The organism is Anoxybacillus eryuanensis (genome assembly GCF_051200995.1).
Classification (GTDB): Bacteria; Bacillota; Bacilli; order Bacillales; family Anoxybacillaceae; genus Anoxybacillus; species Anoxybacillus tengchongensis.
Genome location: NZ_JBPODS010000012.1, coordinates 38,915 through 58,936 on the forward strand (window position 1 = coordinate 38,915; position 20,022 = coordinate 58,936).

Sequence of the window (20,022 nt, forward strand, 5' to 3'; positions counted from 1 at the left end):
TTTCTCCCACAAACATTTTACTCATACGTGAAAAAGCGTCACCGATGACGCTCAGCTAATACGGAAAGAACATCATCGAGCGACACGCGCTGTTCGCGCAGCAAAACGAGCAAATGATACAATAAATCCGCCGCTTCCCATCGCAGTTCTTCTTTTGAGCGATTTTTAGCGGCAATAATGACTTCAGCCGCTTCTTCTCCAACTTTTTTAGCGATTTTATCAATTCCTTTATCAAATAAATATGTCGTATACGATCCTTCAGGACGTTTGGCCTCACGCTCCGCAATGACCGACTCTAACACGTTTAAAATGGCAAAGCGATCTGGCTTCGCTATAGGTTTTTCATCGCTTAAACGATGATGAAAACAAGAATACTCCCCTGTATGACAAGCTGGCCCTTTTGGTTCAACAAGGATCAGGAGTGCGTCCGCATCGCAGTCGTAGCGAATATCAACAACTTTTTGCACGTTTCCTGATGTTTCCCCTTTATGCCATAACGTTTGACGGGAGCGACTATAAAACCACGTTTCTTTCGTTTGTAACGTTTTTTGTAGCGACTGCTCGTTCATATATGCTAACGTCAGCACTTCTTTACTGTGCGCATCTTGGACAATCGCTGGAACAAGTCCTTGTTCATTAAATCGCACCGCTTTGACATTCATCGAACATTTACCCCCTGTTTACGCACGTACTGTTTCACTTGTTGGACAGACGTTTCTTTATAATGAAAAATGGAGGCCGCTAGCGCTGCATCCGCTTGAGCGACTTGAAACACATCAACAAAATGTTGCGCGCATCCTGCCCCTCCTGATGCAATGACAGGAACAGACACCGCTTCACTCACTTGTTTCGTTAACGCCAAATCAAAACCATCTTTTCCACCATCGCAATCCATGCTCGTTAATAAAATTTCTCCTGCTCCGCGCTTGACAGCCTCTTTCGCCCATGCGACAACTTCCCAATCTGTCGGACGGCGGCCACCGTGCGTATACACGCGCCACGACTGCATCGTTGGATCGTACTTCGCATCAATTGCCACGACGATACATTGCGAACCAAAAAAATTCGCTCCTTCTGTAATCAACTCTGGACGCAACAGTGCCGCGGTATTGACCGACACCTTGTCCGCTCCAGCACGCAAAATCGTTTTCATATCTTCTAACGTACTAATGCCACCGCCGACAGTAAACGGAATGGCAAGCTGCGCAGCAACACGTTGAACGACGTCCACCATCGTTTTTCGACCTTCGTGTGACGCAGAAATATCTAAAAAAACAAGTTCGTCAGCTCCTTGTTCATCGTACACGCGAGCAAGCTCTACCGGATCACCCGCATCGCGCAACGAAACAAATTGCACACCTTTGACAACGCGCCCATCTTTCACGTCTAAACAAGGAATAATTCGCTTTGTGATCATTGCCCCACCGCCTTTAACGCCTCAGCGACTGTAAACTTTCCTGTATATAGCGCTTTACCGACAATCGCTCCAGCCACTCCTTCTGTTTCGAATTGCTTTAAGGCACGTAAATCATCGAGCGAACGAATCCCCCCTGAGGCGATGACACGTTTATTCGTCGCTTTGGCTAACCGAACGACTGCCTCGATATTTGGTCCTGATAACATTCCATCTGTCGCAATATCTGTAAAAATAAACGTTTCTGCTCCAGCGTCCGCGAGCTGTTTGCCAAGTTCAACAGCTTCGACCGTCGATGTATGCGTCCACCCTTCTGTCGCAACAAACCCGTTTTTTGCATCAATACCGATCACAATTCGCTCACCATACGTGCGAAGCATCGCTTTCACAAACGAAGGATTCGAAATCGCAGCGCTCCCTAAAATGACGCGTGCCACACCTTGTTCTAAATAATACGCCACATCTTCTTCTGTACGAATGCCACCACCAATTTGAACGTTCACCGCAAGCGTTTGTGCCACTTCAACGACAAATGCGTCATTTACACGCCTTCCTTCTTTCGCCCCATCTAAATCGACCATATGAATCCATGTTGCTCCTTGTGAAACAAACGAGCGAGCCATCTCTACTGGCGAGTGTCCATATACTGTTTCTTGATTGTAATCTCCTTGCACGAGGCGAACACATTTCCCATCGCGCATGTCGATCGCTGGATAAATCGTAAACATTAGTCCCTCTTCCTTTCTACAACCCTCGCATAATTTTGCAATAGACGCATCCCGAGTTTTCCGCTTTTCTCTGGGTGAAATTGCGTGCCAAATATCGTCCCACGTCCAACGACCGCAGGAACTTCTACATCATATTGGGCACTTGCTAACACAACGGTTGGGTCATCCGCTTGCACATAATACGAGTGCACGAAATATACGTGTCCTCGCTCAACGTGATCAAAAAGCGGTGACGGCTGATGGAAAACGAGTTCGTTCCATCCCATATGCGGTACTTTATATCGCTTTCCTTCTTTTGTCATCCCCGCAAAGCGAACGACGCGGCCTGGGAGTAACTGCAATCCCGACGTCAAACCATTTTCTTCGCTTTCTTCAAACAACAATTGCATGCCTAAACAAATACCAAGAAGCGGTTTCCCTGTCGCGACTTGTTCGCGAATGAAAGAGTCAAGCTTCGTTTCCGTTAAAATATGCATCGCATCTTTAAATGAACCAACACCAGGCAAAATGAAACCATCTGCTTGACGCAATTTGCTTGGATCACCTGCAACGATATACGGCACGTTTAATCGCTCTAGTGCTTTACTGACGCTATATAAATTGCCCATGCCATAATCAATAATGCCGATCATTTACAACATTCCTTTCGTTGACGGTACAGACGTAACGCGTGGATCAATCATCGTGGCTTCATCTAGCGCGCGTGCAAGTGCTTTAAATACCGCCTCAATCATATGATGTGTATTACGTCCATAATGAACAATGACATGTACGTTCATTCTCGCTTCTAATGCTAGTTTCCATAAAAATTCATGCACTAGCTCGACGTCAAACGCCCCGACCTTTTGACTTGGAAACTCCCCACGAAACTCAAGATGCGGGCGATTGCTCACATCAATAACGACTTGCGCAAGCGCATCGTCCATCGGAACGAACGCATTTCCGTATCGTCTAATTCCTTTTTTATCACCGAGTGCTTGGCGAATCGCTTGCCCTAAACAAATACCAATATCTTCTGTCGTATGATGATCGTCAATATGTGTGTCTCCCTTTGCATGAACAAATAAATTAAAATGGCCATGCTTTGTAAATAAATCAAGCATATGTGTTAAAAATGGGACACCTGTTTCTAACTCCGCTTTTCCTTCCCCATCAATTGTAAACGTAAGCTCAATTTGTGTTTCATTTGTCGCTCGTTGAATGGTTGCTGTCCGCATCATTTGTCTCCCCTTTTTAATCGTTCCTCTACTGCTCGTGCATGTGCTTCAAGCCCTTCTAATCGTGCAAACGCCGCAATTTTTGCCGCATGTTGCTGCCATGCTTGTTGACTATAAAAAATGATGCTTGATTTTTTCATAAATGCCTCAACAGTTAGCCCAGACGAAAAACGGGCGGTCCCATTTGTCGGCAACACATGATTCGTCCCCGCAAAATAATCTCCTATAGGTTCAGAACTGTACGGACCTAAAAAGATGGCACCCGCGTGTCGAATGTCACTTAATATTTCAAACGGTTCAGCCGTCATCACTTCTAAATGTTCTGGTGCTAATTCATTTACAACATCAATCGCCTGTTTCATCGTATCGGTCACATAAATGACACCATATTCATTCATTGCTTTTTGGGCAATTTCTTTTCGTGGAAGGGTGGCAAGCTGTTTTTCCACCTCTTCTTCTACTTTTAAAGCAAGTTGTAAAGACGGTGTCACCAATATACTAACCGCTCGTTCATCATGTTCTGCTTGCGATAATAAATCGGCTGCAATTTCGTTCGGCTTTGCTGTTTCATCAGCGAGTACGACAATTTCACTCGGCCCTGCAATCATATCAATGTCGACTTGACCGAACACTTCCCTTTTAGCAAGTGCGACGTAAATGTTTCCAGGCCCAAAAATTTTATCGACCGGCTCGATCGTCTCCGTACCGTATGCTAGTGCTGCAATCGCTTGGGCGCCGCCAACTTTATATATCTCTTGAACACCGAGTTCACATGCCGCAACAAGAACAGCCGCAGGCAACGTTCCACGTTCATTTGGCGGGGAAACGATGACAATACGCTTCACTCCAGCTACTTGCGCGGGAATGACATTCATAAGCACCGATGATGGATAAGCGGCTGTTCCACCCGGCACATATAACCCGACTGCATCAAGCGGTGTTACTTTTTGTCCGAGAATCGTTCCATCGTCACGCGTCATAAACCATGACGTCGCACGTTGACGTTCATGATATTCGCGAATATTTTGCGCCGCTTCACGAATGATTTGTATCATGGCTTCATCAATGAGCCAATACGCCTCCTCAATTTCTTCTTGTGTAACAGCAAACGTATCAAAGGAAATGCCATCAAACATCTCCGTATATTTTTTTAATGCGCGATCTCCGTTGTTTCGCACATCATCAATAATTTGTTGTACTGCTCGTCTTTGCTCTTCTGTGCCGCTTTCGATCGTCCGTCGAAGCGAAACTGTCCCTTCTACACGCTCAATTTTCATTGCATTCCCCCGCTTTCTCAATCGCGTATGTTAAACGGTCAACCATTTGTTCAATCGCCCGATCTTGCATGCGATAACTCACTGGATTGACAATAAAACGCGATGTTACATCAACAATCCGTTCTAATTCAACAAGCCCATTTTCTTTTAACGTTCGCCCTGTCGAAACAATATCAACAATTCGTTCAGCTAAGCCAATGAGCGGAGCTAATTCAACAGACCCGTTTAATTTAATAATTTCTACTTGCTCCCCTTGTTCACGAAAATAGGTCGATGCAATATTTGGATATTTTGTAGCCACTCTAGGCGCAATCGGATGAACGCGCGTATTTGGGAGCCCTGCCACCGCCAAATAACAAGGGCTAATGCGCAAATCTAACATTTCATACACATCTCGCTCTTCCTCAAGGAGCACATCTTTACCAGCAATACCGACATCAGCAACCCCATGTTCAACATATGTCACAACGTCCATCGGCTTCGCTAAAATGAAGCGTAGCTGTTCATTTGGGACGTCAATCATTAGTTTTCGGGAATGTTCCAAATCATCAGGAATTTCATAACCTGCTTGTTTTAACAATGCAAGCGCCTCCGTAAAAATACGTCCTTTTGGCATCGCAACCGTTAGCATCATCGTTCATCCTTTCCGCGTTTCCCTAATACGTACACTACATCGTCAAATGATGCAGTAAATTGATCCATATCTTGAATACCTGCCACTTGTTGCAATACGACTTTTTCCCCTTTTCTCCTCATTTCTGCTGCTTTCGCATACGCCTCCGCAAAACGTTCTTGACTAAAAATCATGCACGTCGTTTTTTCATCATTTCGCCCTTCGCCAAGCGCTTCCATTAAGCGATCTAACCGGACGCTAAATCCTGTCGCAGGCGAGGGGCGGTGAAATTTTGCTAGTAATTCATCATATCGCCCGCCGTTCCCAAGTAAAAACCCAACGTTTTTCGCATACACTTCAAACAGGACGCCAGTATAGTAGCTCATATGACTCACTAAACTCATGTCTAATTTCACCATATCCGTAACGCCATATTGGTCAATATGCGCCCATAGTAGTTCTAATTCATCAACTGCCCGTCGCTCCACTCCTGTTGTCGCAAATGTTTTTGCTTCCGCAACGACCTCCCCTCCTCCTCTCAACGTTAAAAGACGTAAAAGGCGATCACGGTCAATCGAGGAGAGCGGCAACGATTTGACGTGCTCTCGATAGCCGACATAATTTTTTTCATATAAAAAACGACGCAACGTTTCTACACGTTGTTCGTGACGCAAAATATCGAAAAACAACGCATCCACATAGCCGATATGACCGATCGTCACAGTGAAATCGCGCAACCCTGCCCGCTTTAAAGCAAAAATCATTAAACTGATTACTTCTGCATCAGCATACATCGTGCCGTCGCCAATGTATTCCACTCCCACTTGCTCAAACTCTGCCGGTCTTCCTCCTTCACGTTGCTGAGCACGGAACACATTCGCCGCATACGCTAAACGGAGTGGACACCCTTCCTTATATAATTTCGATGCTGCTAGGCGAGCAATGGGAGCAGTCATATCTGGACGCAACACGAGCGTATGCCCTTCCCGATCGAGCAACTTAAACAACTGCTGATCTAAAATGGCCGATGCAGCGCCAACCGTTTCATCATATTCTAACGTCGGTGTTTCAATAAACGAATATCCCCACGTTTCAATTTCTTTCATCATTGCTTCCCGTAATGCACGTTTTGTTTTATATACATCTGGCAACGTATCTCGCATGCCGAGCGGTTTTTCAAACATAAATACTCTCATTTTCTTCCCGTCCTTCTTTTACTTTAGTTCGCTAATATATTAGCAAATTAAAGTTTGTTATTTGTAGTTTACTCCTCGTTTTTCGTTTCGTCAACTACAAACTCATTCGATTTTTTTCGACTTAATTCCTTTTTTATTCATAAAAAAACGCCTTAGCGTTCGCTAAGACGAATGATTTGCATCGGGTTGCCGCCAACGAATGCACCAGCTGGTACATCGCGATGCACGAGCGTACCTGCGGAAACAACAGCACGATCCCCGATCGTGACACCCGGCAAAATGGTTGTGTTAGCTCCAATCATGACATCGTTGCCAATAATGACGTCTCCGAGCCGATACTCATTTACTAAATATTCATGCGCTAAAATCGTCGTATTGTAACCAATAATTGTGTTATGACCGATATGAATTTTCTCTGGAAACAAAATATCTGGCATGACCATAAACGCTAACGCCGTATGTTTGCCGATTTCCATGCGCAAAAACGTGCGATATAACCAGTTTTTTAATGGGAAAAACGGGGTATAGCGCCCGATCAAAATGACAATGACATTTTTTAATACTTTCCAAAACGAAACGGTTCGATATAGTTGCCATAAGGAGTTCGTTCCTTCGACAACATGACGTTCAGTTTTTCTCAATGCGGCGTCACCCCTAAAATACTTAACAAATCGCTCATTTTTTCAAGCATAAAATCAGGTTCGTATTTCGCTAAATGTTCTCGTCCTTTAATCGTCCAAGCGACTCCTGCTGTTTTTGTCCCTGCGTGTTTCCCAGCTAAAATGTCATGATGGTTATCGCCAACCATTAATGTTTCTTCCGGCTTTGCCTGTAAACACGCGAGTGCTTTTTCAATTGGCTCAGGATGCGGTTTCGCATGTTCGACATCATCGAGCGTAATGATGCATTGGAAAAACGAATCTAACTTCGTTAACTTCAATCCCATGTTTACTGTATGACGAATTTTCGTTGTCACAATACCGAGTTTAAAGCCTTTTTCATGTAGCGTTTGTACGGTATCATACACCGTTTCATATTCTTTCACTAATGCATCATGATGAGCATGGTTAAATGCTCGATACGTTTCAATCATTTCATCGACCCGATTTGGATCGATCGCTTCAAACGTATCTCGTAACGGCGGACCAATAAAGGCGAGCACATCTTCGCGCGTATATTGATTTGGGTAGTAATGATTGAGCGTATGCAAAAACGATTCAATAATTAAATCGTTCGTATTAATAAGCGTACCATCTAAGTCAAATAAAATCGTATTAATATTCATACGTTGCTTCCTTTCTTTTCCGATGTTCCATTCGATTCCAAATAAAGCTTAATGCAACAGTCAATAAAACAGCGGTAACAAGCCGTATGACAAGCAACGGCCATACCGGAATGCCGAGTGGCACGAACAATAACGTATCTTCCACTACCGCATGACATGCAACTAAAAATAAAAACGTCAACGTTAAATCTTTTTTAGACACCCCGTCTTCTTTCACCGCCTGAATCATGACGCCTGCACCGTAAGCGAGTCCGAACAATAAACCAGCCGCCATCGTAAGCGAGGCGTTTTCACGAATGCCAAGCAACCGTGCAAATGGCGATAGCCACTTTGAAAACGTATCGAGCCACTTCAATTCTTTTAACACTTGAATCGCAATCATAAGCGGAATGATGATTAGTGCAAGTTGCCCGATTCCGTATATGGCCTTTTCCATGCCGTTCCAGATGATTTCTCCCCACGTATGAGGCACTGTTGAAGCCTGCGGTACAAGTCCATATTTCGCCATTTGTTGTCCGCCGTCCCATAAGACGTGAATGAGCCATGCGGAAACGAACGCTAAACCGACGCGGACGGCAACCGTCCACCAAACACGAACACCTACTTGTGCAGCAACCGCAGACTCAACAAGCATATTGTGTGAAAACGACAACATCACCGCTAAAATAAACACTTCTTTCACCGTCAAGTCCATCGTCAACATCGCACCAATGCCGGCATATAAATTTAAAAAATTGCCAAGCACTAAAACGAGCGCGGCATCTCCCGGCAAACCGATCCACCGCATCATCGGCGTTAAAACATTTGTCACCCACGGCAAAACGGGGGAGTATTGTAAAAGTGTTACAATGACCGTAATCGGAAAAATGACTTTTCCGAGTGTCCATGTCGTTTTCAATCCAACAAACAAACCCCTTTGAAGCACGTTTCCTCCCCCTCTCATTTAATCGTTGTACCGCTCATTCGCTAAACCGCGCATGCGACGTACAATGATCATCATGACCGCAAACACAATAAGCAAAAGCGAAATGAACTGAGCCATACGAATCGTCTCGGTTAACATTAAACTGTCTGTCCGCAATCCTTCAATAAAAAAGCGCCCGATCGAATACCAAATGATGTACGTGAAAAATAATTCTCCTCGTCGTAAATTTCGTCTCCGGAGCGCAAGTAAAACGAGAAAACCGAGCATGTTCCATAATGATTCATATAAAAACGTCGGGTGATAATATTGTCCTTGTATGTACATTTGATTAATGATCCAATCTGGCAAATGCAAACTTTCTAAAAATGTTCGTGATACAGGTCCTCCGTGCGCTTCTTGATTCATAAAATTGCCCCAACGTCCAATCGCCTGACCTAAAATAATGCTTGGTGCTGCAATATCTGCGAGTTTCCAAAACGACAATCGCCGTTTTTTCGCAAAAATGACACCTGTCACAATGGCACCAATTAAACCGCCGTGAATCGCCAATCCACCATGCCAAATTTGTGGAATTTCGCTTATGTGCTGTGAATAGTAGTCCCATTGAAAAATGACGTAATACGCGCGTGCACATACAATCGCAATGGGCACAGCAATTAATACAAGATCAACAAACGTTTCTTTTCTTATCCCTAGCCGTTCGCTTTCTCGCGTAGCTAGCCAAAGTCCGAGCAATACGCCTGTCGCAATAATGACACCGTACCAATAAATTGTAATTGGTCCGAGTTGAAGAAAGACGCGATCAAGCGGTTCAATATGTAACAACATGAATACCCATCCTCTCATTCATAATCGTGCTCTGCATCGCCAATCGCATCTGCCAATCGGGCAGAAAATTCTTCCGCTGCATTCACACCCATGCGCTTCAAACGGAAATTCATCGCTGCCACTTCAATGATGACGGCTAAATTTCGTCCTGGACGAACAGGAATCGTTAGCTTTGTCACTTCGGTATCAATAATTTTTACTTTTTCCTCTTCAAGCCCGAGACGATCGTATTGTTTATTTGGATCCCATAATTCTAAATCGATGATAAGCGAAATGCGTTTATGCGGACGCACCGCTCCTGCACCGAATAGCGTCATGACGTTAATAATGCCGAGTCCACGAATTTCAAGCAAATGTTCAATAAGCTCCGGTGCGCTACCAATAAGCAAATTTTCATCCTCTTGGCGAATTTCGACACAATCATCTGCAACGAGACGATGTCCGCGCTTCACAAGCTCAAGCGCTGTTTCACTTTTTCCAACGCCACTTTTTCCTGTAATTAGCACACCGACACCGTACACATCAACGAGCACACCGTGTACAGCGGTCGTCGGCGCGAGTTTACTTTCTAAATAGTTCGTTAAACGGCTAGCCAGCCTCGTCGTTTTCATCGTTGAACGCATGACAGGTACTTCTTTTTTTTCCGATGCTTCAATCAATTCTTTTGGCACTTCTAATCCGCGTGAGACGATAATCGCAGGTGTAATATCCGTACATAACTTTTCCATGCGTAATCGTTTTTCTACAGGCGTTAATCGTTCAAAAAAAGACAGCTCTGTCATACCGAGCAATTGTACGCGCTCAGCTGGATAATATGCAAAATAACCGGCCATTTCAATGCCGGGACGGGATAAGTCGCTCGTTGTAATCGGGCGATGAATCCCCTCTGCCCCGCTTACAAGCTCAAATTGAAACTCGTCAATTAAATCTTTTGTCCGTACTTTTGGCACATCAATCCCTCCTTCTTCCTTTTCTCATTGTAACACTTTCATGTCAAAATAAAAACGTTCACGCACAAAAGCGGAACGTTTTACTTTTCTTTTTTGACCGACTCAATGATTAAGTGAAAGAGCGAAATCGCAAGCGATGCAAATAATGCAGTGGTAAAGCCGCCGATTTGAAACGAACTTCCCATAACCCATGCCGTCATGGCAAGTGTGATTGCGTTAATGACAAATAAAAACAAACCGAATGTCAATACAGTAACAGGAAGCGTCAATAAAATAAGTAACGGTCGAACGAACGTATTGAGAAAAGACAAAAGAATACTTGCAACGAGCGCTGCCCAAACGCTTGATAAATAAATGGAATCAAAATATCCAGCTAGCGCCAGTAATAAAACAGCGTTGATGACTATACGTACTAGCCATCTCATATGACGGTCTCCTCACTCGGAATAATAAATATCGCAAGCACGTATAAAATCGCAAACGGCATGATGCCCGTAATCAATAATAACGCGACAAACAATAAACGTACCACAGTGGCGTCCATATTCATATAAGCTGATAATCCGCTTAACACGCCCGCAAGCATGCGATCGTGGCGAAGCCGTACAAGCTTTTTCATTCATACATCCCTCCCGGCTGTTGTAACACTTGAATCCCTTTAATAATATTCCAAACAATAACAACGACATGCACGATGCCCCCGATCACCAGTCCGATGAATGGAAGACCGAGCCATCCGTCCACACCTGCGATGGCGAAAATCATAAATAACCCACCCGTAGCAACCACAATGGCAAGAGGAATAAGATGGGACAAAAATGATTTTTTCGCATGCTCCTTTACTCGTTCATGTTTCGTGACAAAATAAACGATGATTGGAAATAAAAACGGGGCAAAAAATACGCTGAAATAACATAACGCCGCAAGCAACTTATTTCCTTCCATCGAAATCAACTCCTTTTTCCTTTACTTAATACATACGATTGTTTGAAAGAAAAGTTTCGTACAAAAAAAACCGAGCGTGCTAGACGCTCGGTATACGCTGACGCATGCGTTCGCGATCGCGCGCTAAAATCGGTTGTAAATATCGTCCTGTATATGACTGCTCGATTTGAGCGACTTCCTCCGGCGTACCTGTCGCAACGATTTGTCCGCCCCCATCGCCGCCTTCTGGTCCAAGATCAATAATATAGTCTGCCGTTTTAATGACATCTAAATTGTGCTCAATGACAAGCACCGTATCTCCTTGTTCCACAAGCCGTTGTAGAACATGTAACAAACGGGCAATATCATCAACATGCAAGCCCGTTGTCGGTTCGTCTAAAATGTATAACGTTCTTCCAGTTGAGCGACGATGCAATTCAGATGCTAACTTCACCCGTTGCGCCTCGCCACCGGAAAGCGTCGTAGCTGGCTGTCCGAGCTGCATATAACCGAGCCCGACATCGTATAACGTTTGCAATTTCCGCTTAATTTTTGGAATGTTTTCAAAAAACGCGAGCGCTTCTTCCACTGTCATATCGAGCACTTCAGCGATATTTTTATCTTTATATTTCACTTCCAACGTTTCGCGATTATACCGTTTACCGTGACACACTTCACAAGGGACGTATACGTCAGGCAAAAAGTGCATTTCGATCTTAATAATGCCGTCGCCGCGACATGCTTCACAACGACCGCCTTTGACGTTAAAACTAAACCGTCCTTTTTGATATCCGCGCATTTTCGCTTCGTTCGTCGTCGCAAATAAATCGCGAATATCGTCAAAGACGCCCGTATATGTCGCAGGATTCGAGCGCGGGGTCCGACCGATTGGCGACTGGTCGATGTCAATGACTTTATCTAAATAATGAATACCACGAATGTCCGTATGCTCTCCCGGTTTTACTTTTGCGTTGTGTAGCTTTTGTGCTAACGCCTTATGCAAAATTTCATTAATAAGCGTACTTTTTCCTGAACCGGATACACCTGTTACTGCAACAAACAATCCGAGCGGAATGCTTACATCGACGTTTTTTAAGTTGTTTTCGCGCGCCCCAATGACTTCAAGCCAACGGCCGTCTGGCGTTCTTCGTTCAACAGGAAGCGGAATAAATTTTTTCCCCGATAAATATTGACCGGTTAACGAATGTGGATCGTTCATCACTTGTTCAGGTGTTCCTGCGGATACTACTTGTCCGCCGTGCGCCCCTGCTCCCGGTCCGATGTCAATTAAATAATCTGCCGCAAGCATCGTATCTTCATCGTGCTCAACAACAATAAGCGTATTGCCTAAGTCGCGCATGTTTTGCAACGTCGCAATTAACCGATCATTATCGCGCTGATGAAGCCCAATAGACGGTTCGTCTAACACGTATAATACACCCGTTAAGCGCGATCCGATTTGCGTTGCTAGGCGAATGCGTTGCGCCTCTCCACCTGAAAGCGTTCCTGCCGCGCGATTTAACGTTAAATAATCGAGCCCAACGTTTTTTAAAAAGCCGAGTCTCTCGACAATTTCACGTAAAATGAGATGGGCGATTTTTTGTTCTTTTTCCGTTAGCTGAAGCGTTTCAAAAAACGTAAGCGCCTCGTTGACCGACATCGCCGTCACTTCGCCGATATGTTTGCCGCCAACGAAAACAGCTAAACTTTCTTTTTTCAATCGATTGCCATGACACGTTGGACATGGCTGTTCAGTCATATATTTTTCCATTTGTTCACGTACGTAATCGGACGTCGTTTCGCGATAACGACGTTCGACATTGCGCACGACACCTTCAAATTCCACATACGTTTCACGCACATGCCCAAAATCGTTTTCATAGCGAAAATATATTTTTTCCCCGTTTGATCCGTACAATAAAAGATCGAGCTGCTGTTTCGACAATTGTTTTACAGGTATATCCATATCAATACCGTAATGACGGCATACCGTTTCTAGCAATTGTGGATAATATTGCGAGCTTTGCGGCTCCCATGGCGCAAGCGCGTGCTCACGAAGCGTCAACTCTTTATTTGGAATGACTAAATCAAGATCGACTTCTAGTTTCGCCCCTAATCCGTCGCACGATGGACACGCACCGTACGGACTGTTAAATGAAAATAAACGCGGCTCTAATTCACCGATCGAAAACCCACAATGTGGGCAAGCGTGATGTTCACTAAACAACAGCTCTTCTTGTCCGATGACATCGACGAGTACTTTGCCGTCAGCGAGCTTTAAAGCTGTTTCAAGGGAATCGGCAAGGCGCGATTGAATGCCTTCTTTCATCATGATGCGATCGATGACGACTTCAATGGAATGTTTTTTATTTTTTTCAAGCACGATGTCTTCCGATACATCACGCAATTCCCCGTCAACTCGCACACGCACGTACCCTTGTTTTTTAATCTCCTCTAACGTTTTGACATGCGTCCCTTTCCGACCAGAGACGATCGGGGCTAAAATTTGCATTTTCGTCCGTTCGGGATATTGCATTAAGTGGTCAACCATTTGTTCAATCGTTTGCGATGTAATTTCAATACCATGAGTCGGGCAAACAGGTCGACCAATGCGTGCAAACAGTAAACGCAAATAATCGTAAATTTCCGTCACTGTTCCGACTGTTGATCGCGGGTTGCGGCTCGTCGTTTTTTGGTCAATGGAAATGGCGGGCGACAACCCTTCAATCGAATCGACATCAGGCTTATCCATTTGCCCTAAAAATTGACGCGCGTATGCCGAAAGCGATTCGACATATCGACGCTGTCCTTCTGCATAAATCGTGTCAAATGCAAGCGATGATTTTCCTGAGCCAGACAAACCGGTAAGCACAACGAGTTTGTTGCGCGGAATAACGACGTCAATATTTTTTAAATTGTGCGCTCGTGCGCCTTTGACGACAATATGATCCATCGATTACACCTCAGCTTTCAATTCTAAAATGAGATCGCGCAGTTCCGCAGCACGTTCAAAATGAAGCGCTTTTGCTGCTTCTTTCATTTCGTGTTCGAGTTTGGCAATGAGCGCAAGGCGTTCTTCTTTTGGTAAATGACGGACATCTTTCGTTTCGTACGTTTCTTTTTCTTCCGCAGCAAATGTGGCACGAATGACATCTGGAATGTCTTTTTGAATCGTTTTTGGCACGATGCCATGCTCGCGGTTATACGCTTCTTGAATGGCGCGTCGTCGCTTCGTTTCATTGATCGCAATTTCCATTGATTTCGTGATCGTATCAGCATACATAATGACGTGACCGTTCGCATTGCGCGCTGCACGCCCAATCGTTTGAATGAGTGAACGTTCAGAACGTAAAAACCCTTCTTTATCGGCATCTAAAATCGCGACAAGCGACACTTCTGGAATATCGAGCCCTTCTCGCAATAAGTTAATGCCGACGAGCACATCGTATTTGCCTAATCGTAAATCGCGAATAATTTCAATGCGTTCTAGCGTCTTAATTTCCGAATGCAAATACGCCACTTGAATACCGATATCTTTTAAATAATCGGTTAGATCTTCCGCCATTTTTTTCGTCAACGTCGTCACAAGGGTTCGTTCTTTGCGCTCTATGCGCTTTTGAATTTCATCAACTAAATCGTCAATTTGTCCCGCAATTGGTCGCACATCAATCGTCGGGTCTAACAATCCTGTCGGACGAATAATTTGTTCGACAACTTCTGGACAATGTTCCAGTTCATACGGACCCGGTGTCGCAGATACGTAAATGACTTGATTCACTTTTTGTTCAAATTCTTCAAACATGAGTGGACGGTTATCAAGTGCCGACGGCAAACGAAAGCCGTGTTCAACAAGCACTTCTTTTCTCGCCTTGTCACCGTTATACATGCCACGAATTTGCGGCAATGTCACATGCGATTCGTCGATGACAATTAAAAAGTCGTCAGGAAAATAATCTAGCAACGTATAAGGCGTTGAACCTGGTGGACGCAACGTTAAATGGCGCGAATAGTTTTCGATTCCTGAACAAAAGCCCATTTCTTTCATCATTTCAATATCGTAGCGCGTCCGCTGTTCTAAACGTTGCGCTTCAAGTAATTTTCCTTGCTCACGCAGCTCGCGAAGCCGTTCTTCTAATTCCTTTTCAATATTTTCAATGGCGATCCTCATTTTCTCTTCACGCGTGACGAAGTGAGAGGCTGGGAAAATCGCCACATGTTCTCGCTCTGCCATCACATGTCCTGTGAGTGCATCTACTTCGCGAATACGCTCAATTTCATCACCAAAAAACTCAATGCGAATACAATGTTCATCCCGTGAGGCGGGGAAGATTTCGACAACATCTCCGCGCACCCGAAACGTTCCCCGGCGGAAGTCAATATCGTTTCGTTCGTATTGAATGTCGACAAGGCGACGAAGCAAATGATCGCGCTCGATTTCCATGCCGACGCGAAGCGAAACGACAAGTTCGCGGTATTCCTCAGGCGAACCTAAACCATAAATACACGAAACGCTGGCAATAATAATGACGTCGCGTCGCTCAAATAACGCAGACGTTGCGGAATGTCGCAATTTATCAATTTCGTCGTTGATGCTTGCATCTTTTTCAATGTACGTATCTGTTTGCGGCACATACGCTTCCGGCTGATAATAATCGTAATAACTAACAAAATATTCGACGGCGTTATGCGGAAAAAATTGTTTAAACTCGCTATATAGCTGCCCCGCTAACGTTTTATTATGAGCGATGACTAACGTCGGTTTATTTACTTGTTGAATCACGTTTGAAATCGTAAATGTTTTTCCTGTTCCTGTTGCTCCAAGCAACGTTTGATGCTTTTTTCCTTGCTGAATACCTTCGACAAGCTTCGCGATCGCTTTCGGCTGATCGCCCTGCGGCTTATAAGCGGATACTAATTGAAATGTGTCCACAATCGTCCCTCCACTTCATTTCTACCTCGTATTGTACCACATAACGAAAGCGAAAAGCGAAAAATACGAACAAATATTCTATGAAAAAACCTGCCCATTTGGACAGGTTTACGATTGTTTTTGTTTCTCTACCATTTGTTTCGCATATAAAAATCCGACAATAAGCGATGCTAAATCAGCGACAATTTCATACAACTGGTCGGTATATCCTTTCACATATGATGCCACTAACAATGCGACAGTAAGCAATGTACCGACATAATGGTTATACGTCACTCTCGTAAATAAAATAACTAACAACGCTGGTACAATTAACGCTAACACAAACCACATGTTTATCCCTCATCTCTTACGAATAACAGTCCGAGTTCATGATGTTCCCCTTCAAATAAAGCCGTTTGCGCAAAGCGAACTTCCCCGTTCTCGTTCAATACTTCTAGTTTACAAAACGCACGATTTTGCTGCAACGCTGCATAAAATTCGTCTTCCGTCACAACAGGCGTTCCGTTCACCTTCGCAATCACTTCTCCAACTGAAAGCGCCATTTTATGTGCTGGCGTATTCGGTAACACTCCTAAAATAACAAGACCATTCGCCCGTTTCGTAAAATACGGCGGACGCTTTTGTTCATATAATTTTGCTGATAAAGCAATCCATTCTCTCCATAAAATAGCTACTACTGCAGCAACGATCGCAAGCGGCTTCAACCAATAGCTACCGATAGCCAATAAGCTAACAACCGATGCCAACCAACCGATGCGTTTCGCTGTCCATTTCGTTAAATGAACAGGCATTCCTGTTTGCACGCGTTGGGAAAATCCAAGTAAAAACGGGACGAGAACGAACGAATACGTCTCACCACCTGGAATGATCGGCCACCATGACGCAAACGATTGCACGTCATCTCCTGGTACAGGAATCATCAATGGAACAAGCCAAAGCCGCTGAACGACTTGCTCACCAATCATAAGCCCGCGCTTACTTGTCACAAGGCGAGGGGAACTGAGCTCTGCTCCTTCACGGTAAACGAGCCACGTCTCTATAAATAAAAGCAAGCCCATAAGAAACGCTAATGCAGTCACGTTCGTTTCTGTGATGTTCGGGAAAAAGCGCACAAAAAACGGCTTTGCCCATTCCATTTGCGCAAAAAAACTAACGATAAATATAATAATACTTCCTACATATGCAGGTGATAACAACCGAAGCTGCATAAAAAAACTGCACACGACTGTAACCAAAGCCCAAAAGACGAGCGTGTCGTTCGGGAGCACAACCCCAGCCCCAACGGTTACGATCGAAAAGATGAGTGCGAACCAGCTGCGTGAACGAATGAGCGCACGCCATTCACGCGATGTTCGATAGACGCGCGTATGAAAATCTCGTCTTTCACGTTGCACGCGCAGCCAGCCAATAAACCACGCAAATATGATTGCATAATATAACAACGGTTGTAACCAAAACGTTCCGAGCGCTTTCAACCACGCAAATCCCCATGCTTCCATTTCCATCAACTCCATTTTTTCGGATCGTCTATTTCTCATTGTAACAAAATTCAAGCGTTTATGGTTGACGAAAATTCACTTTCTTTGCCGAATAAGCACTAGTTTTGTCAACATGCAAGGAGTTTCATAAAAAATGTCTAACTTTTTTCAACATATCATTCGGAAGGAGCGTGGAACAATGGAGTTAAAAACAAGCGCGGTCGCGAAACGACTTGGAGTATCGACAAAGACGGTGCAACGCTGGGTGAAAAAATACAACATTCCATGCACAAAAAATGAAGCAGGGCATTACGTATTTACGAACGAAGCGATCGAGCAATTAGAAAAATATAAGTTTCTTGGCATCGATGAAGAAGAAAAAGAACATGCAGAATGGGAGGAAGTTGAACAACGATTAAACGAACTGGAACGAAAAATTGATCAAAAAGCAGATGACGTTGTCTCTTTTCAATTGCTACAACATCGCCGCGAAATAGAGGAAATGCTTCAATATATTCACCAGCTCGAGCAACGAATTGCTCACCTCGAACATCAACAACAAACGACAATTGTTCATGAGCAACCAAAACAAAAGAGACGCGGTATGATTAGCTTCTTCTTATAAAAGTATCCCCCTGTCTTCAAATGGACAGGGGGATGTTTTATTTCGCAATAAGCTGTAATGCTTTTTTCAATTGCTCGTCATATCGTTCGTCACGAACTGCTTCCATCACTTTTGTTTGCAATACGTCCGCCGTTTGTTTATCAATTTTTCCTGTCACTTGTAAGCCGTTTGCCTTTTGGAACGATTGGACAGCTTGTTCGGTTTGTTTGCTAAAATATCCGTCTTCACGCCCCGGATCAAAGCCGAGACCTTTTAACATTTGTTGTGCACTCTTAATTTGTTCATTATTCATGTCATATACTAAAGGCTGATCGATTTGAAGCGGATGAGCATAGAAAAAGTCCGGCTGTTTTACTTTGACATCTGGCTCAATTCCTTTTTTATGAATCCAGTTCCCATTTGGAGTCAGCCATTTATATAACGTTAATTTAATATGGCTGCCGTCATCCATTGGCAACGCTTGTTGAACCGTTCCTTTTCCGAATGTTTTTTCACCGATGAGCATATAGCCGCCTGCTTCTTTTAACGCTGCCGCTAAAATTTCTGATGCTGAAGCACTTCCGTTGTCAATAAGCACGACAATTGGATAATCTTTTTTCTCCGTCATATTTGAAAAGAACTGTTGTTTATCCCCGTCGCGTTCTTCAATTTGCACGTACGGTTTATCTTTTGGCACAAGCTCTTTCAAAATGTCTTCAACACTTTGTAAGTAGCCGCCCGGATTGCCACGCACGTCGATGATGAGCCCAGCCATTCCTTTTTTCTCAAATTCAGATAACTTCTTTTTAAAATCTTCAGCCGTTTTTTCTGCAAATGATGTAATTTCAATATAGCCAATTTGTTTTCCGTTTACTTCTTTTATTGACGCATATACCGTTTCAATCGGAATTTCATCGCGAACGACTTCAATCGTTAATACGCCACTTACTCCTGGACGGACGATTTCTAAACGAGCGACCGTTCCTTTTTTTCCACGAATTTTTAATACCGCTTCATATAAATCAAGCCCTTCTAAACTTTCGCCGTTCACTTTAATAATTTGATCGTTTGGACGAAGCCCTGCTTTTTCCGCTGGCGACCCTTTAAATGGGGCAACGATCGTCACTTTGCCGTCAACCATGCTGACTTCCGCTCCGATGCCTTCAAACGAGGAATCGAGCGACTCGTTAAACCGCTCCGCTGTTTCTTTATCCATATAAACAGAATATGGGTCTTTTAGTGTTGCAATCATTCCTTGAATCGCACCATCAATGAGTTGCTTTTCATCTACGTTTTGAACGTATTTTTGTTTAATCATGCTGTATGCTTGTTCAATTTTTTTTAATTCCTCATTCGACGGCTTCTCCGTTGTCGTTGGCATATCGATCGTAATGGTCGATGTTTCGGAAGAAAGCGAATGCATTCCAACATACGTTACGCCTGAGCCGAACAACATCGATAAAGCCATGAGTGCTGCGATTGTTTTTTTGTTCATATTGTGCCTCCTCACCCTTCGATACATGAAAGGCATCACACCGTGTGCGATGCCTGTTTGCTTTCATTATATGAATAGCTTGTACCGTTCATAACTTATAAAGATGTATTTATTTTACACCGAACGTCTGATTTTCTCAACTAATGCGCAAAAGC

General features: G+C 44.0%; 22 protein-coding genes. 1 reads left to right on the plus strand and 21 read right to left on the minus strand.

Annotated elements, in window-relative coordinates:
• Positions 1–38: 38 nt before the first annotated feature.
• The 20 genes from hisIE to HNQ84_RS11380 form a co-directional block, all read right to left on the minus strand.
• A complete protein-coding gene (gene hisIE / locus HNQ84_RS11285) occupies positions 39–662 on the minus strand; it encodes a bifunctional phosphoribosyl-AMP cyclohydrolase/phosphoribosyl-ATP diphosphatase HisIE (RefSeq protein WP_032101181.1) in 624 nt (207 codons plus the stop codon).
• Complete coding sequence (hisF, locus tag HNQ84_RS11290) at positions 659–1,417, minus strand: imidazole glycerol phosphate synthase subunit HisF (protein ID WP_435622172.1); 759 nt, start codon at positions 1,415–1,417, stop codon at positions 659–661. Before hisF ends, hisIE begins: the two co-directional genes overlap by 4 nt.
• The gene (hisA, locus tag HNQ84_RS11295; protein WP_435622173.1) at positions 1,414–2,142 is read right to left on the minus strand and encodes a 1-(5-phosphoribosyl)-5-[(5-phosphoribosylamino)methylideneamino]imidazole-4-carboxamide isomerase; all 729 of its coding nucleotides are present in this window, start codon (positions 2,140–2,142) and stop codon (positions 1,414–1,416) included. The genes hisF and hisA overlap by 4 nt, the downstream gene beginning before the upstream one ends.
• The gene (hisH, locus tag HNQ84_RS11300; protein WP_435622174.1) at positions 2,142–2,774 is read right to left on the minus strand and encodes an imidazole glycerol phosphate synthase subunit HisH; all 633 of its coding nucleotides are present in this window, start codon (positions 2,772–2,774) and stop codon (positions 2,142–2,144) included. The genes hisA and hisH overlap by 1 nt, the downstream gene beginning before the upstream one ends.
• Positions 2,775–3,362 carry an imidazoleglycerol-phosphate dehydratase HisB gene (gene hisB / locus HNQ84_RS11305; protein ID WP_032101185.1) on the minus strand — a complete coding sequence of 196 codons (588 nt, stop codon included), beginning with the start codon at positions 3,360–3,362 and terminating at the stop codon, positions 2,775–2,777.
• Entirely contained in the window at positions 3,359–4,636 is a 1,278-nt protein-coding gene (hisD, locus tag HNQ84_RS11310; protein ID WP_435622175.1) for a histidinol dehydrogenase, read from the minus strand. Before hisD ends, hisB begins: the two co-directional genes overlap by 4 nt.
• Positions 4,626–5,267, minus strand: a complete 642-nt coding sequence (hisG, locus tag HNQ84_RS11315; protein WP_055441748.1) for an ATP phosphoribosyltransferase — start codon at positions 5,265–5,267, stop codon at positions 4,626–4,628. The genes hisD and hisG overlap by 11 nt, the downstream gene beginning before the upstream one ends.
• Positions 5,267–6,445, minus strand: a complete 1,179-nt coding sequence (locus tag HNQ84_RS11320; RefSeq protein WP_435622176.1) for an ATP phosphoribosyltransferase regulatory subunit — start codon at positions 6,443–6,445, stop codon at positions 5,267–5,269. The genes hisG and HNQ84_RS11320 overlap by 1 nt, the downstream gene beginning before the upstream one ends.
• A 152-nt stretch (positions 6,446–6,597) precedes the next feature.
• Positions 6,598–7,086 carry an acyltransferase gene (locus HNQ84_RS11325; protein WP_435622177.1) on the minus strand — a complete coding sequence of 163 codons (489 nt, stop codon included), beginning with the start codon at positions 7,084–7,086 and terminating at the stop codon, positions 6,598–6,600.
• A complete protein-coding gene (ppaX, locus tag HNQ84_RS11330) occupies positions 7,083–7,730 on the minus strand; it encodes a pyrophosphatase PpaX (RefSeq protein WP_004892553.1) in 648 nt (215 codons plus the stop codon). The genes HNQ84_RS11325 and ppaX overlap by 4 nt, the downstream gene beginning before the upstream one ends.
• The gene (locus tag HNQ84_RS11335; RefSeq protein ID WP_435622178.1) at positions 7,720–8,655 is read right to left on the minus strand and encodes a nucleoside recognition domain-containing protein; all 936 of its coding nucleotides are present in this window, start codon (positions 8,653–8,655) and stop codon (positions 7,720–7,722) included. The genes ppaX and HNQ84_RS11335 overlap by 11 nt, the downstream gene beginning before the upstream one ends.
• A gap of 18 nt (positions 8,656–8,673) precedes the next feature.
• Positions 8,674–9,483, minus strand: a complete 810-nt coding sequence (gene lgt / locus HNQ84_RS11340) for a prolipoprotein diacylglyceryl transferase (protein WP_435622179.1) — start codon at positions 9,481–9,483, stop codon at positions 8,674–8,676.
• A gap of 14 nt (positions 9,484–9,497) precedes the next feature.
• Entirely contained in the window at positions 9,498–10,433 is a 936-nt protein-coding gene (hprK, locus tag HNQ84_RS11345; protein ID WP_021093714.1) for an HPr(Ser) kinase/phosphatase, read from the minus strand.
• 80 nt (positions 10,434–10,513) lie between these two features.
• Complete coding sequence (locus tag HNQ84_RS11350; protein WP_435622180.1) at positions 10,514–10,858, minus strand: phage holin family protein; 345 nt, start codon at positions 10,856–10,858, stop codon at positions 10,514–10,516.
• Complete coding sequence (locus HNQ84_RS11355) at positions 10,855–11,052, minus strand: PspC domain-containing protein (RefSeq protein WP_435622181.1); 198 nt, start codon at positions 11,050–11,052, stop codon at positions 10,855–10,857. Before HNQ84_RS11355 ends, HNQ84_RS11350 begins: the two co-directional genes overlap by 4 nt.
• Complete coding sequence (locus HNQ84_RS11360) at positions 11,049–11,378, minus strand: magnetosome magnetite crystal formation protein family (RefSeq protein WP_435622182.1); 330 nt, start codon at positions 11,376–11,378, stop codon at positions 11,049–11,051. The genes HNQ84_RS11355 and HNQ84_RS11360 overlap by 4 nt, the downstream gene beginning before the upstream one ends.
• Positions 11,379–11,457: 79 nt before the next feature.
• On the minus strand, positions 11,458–14,310 hold the full coding sequence (gene uvrA / locus HNQ84_RS11365) for an excinuclease ABC subunit UvrA (protein ID WP_435622183.1): 2,853 nt from the start codon (positions 14,308–14,310) through the stop codon (positions 11,458–11,460).
• Positions 14,311–14,313: 3 nt separating this feature from the next.
• A complete protein-coding gene (gene uvrB / locus HNQ84_RS11370; RefSeq protein ID WP_435622184.1) occupies positions 14,314–16,287 on the minus strand; it encodes an excinuclease ABC subunit UvrB in 1,974 nt (657 codons plus the stop codon).
• 108 nt (positions 16,288–16,395) lie between these two features.
• Positions 16,396–16,620, minus strand: a complete 225-nt coding sequence (locus HNQ84_RS11375) for a CsbA family protein (protein WP_021093720.1) — start codon at positions 16,618–16,620, stop codon at positions 16,396–16,398.
• Positions 16,621–16,622: 2 nt separating this feature from the next.
• Positions 16,623–17,789 carry a PDZ domain-containing protein gene (locus HNQ84_RS11380; RefSeq protein ID WP_435622185.1) on the minus strand — a complete coding sequence of 389 codons (1,167 nt, stop codon included), beginning with the start codon at positions 17,787–17,789 and terminating at the stop codon, positions 16,623–16,625.
• A gap of 178 nt (positions 17,790–17,967) precedes the next feature.
• Between HNQ84_RS11380 and HNQ84_RS11385 the strand changes: the two genes are divergently transcribed.
• A complete protein-coding gene (locus HNQ84_RS11385; RefSeq protein WP_435622186.1) occupies positions 17,968–18,393 on the plus strand; it encodes a MerR family transcriptional regulator in 426 nt (141 codons plus the stop codon).
• Positions 18,394–18,430: 37 nt separating this feature from the next.
• Here the strand turns inward: HNQ84_RS11385 and HNQ84_RS11390 are convergent, their stop codons facing one another.
• Positions 18,431–19,867 carry a S41 family peptidase gene (locus HNQ84_RS11390; protein WP_435622187.1) on the minus strand — a complete coding sequence of 479 codons (1,437 nt, stop codon included), beginning with the start codon at positions 19,865–19,867 and terminating at the stop codon, positions 18,431–18,433.
• Between the last annotated feature and the right edge of the window lie 155 nt (positions 19,868–20,022).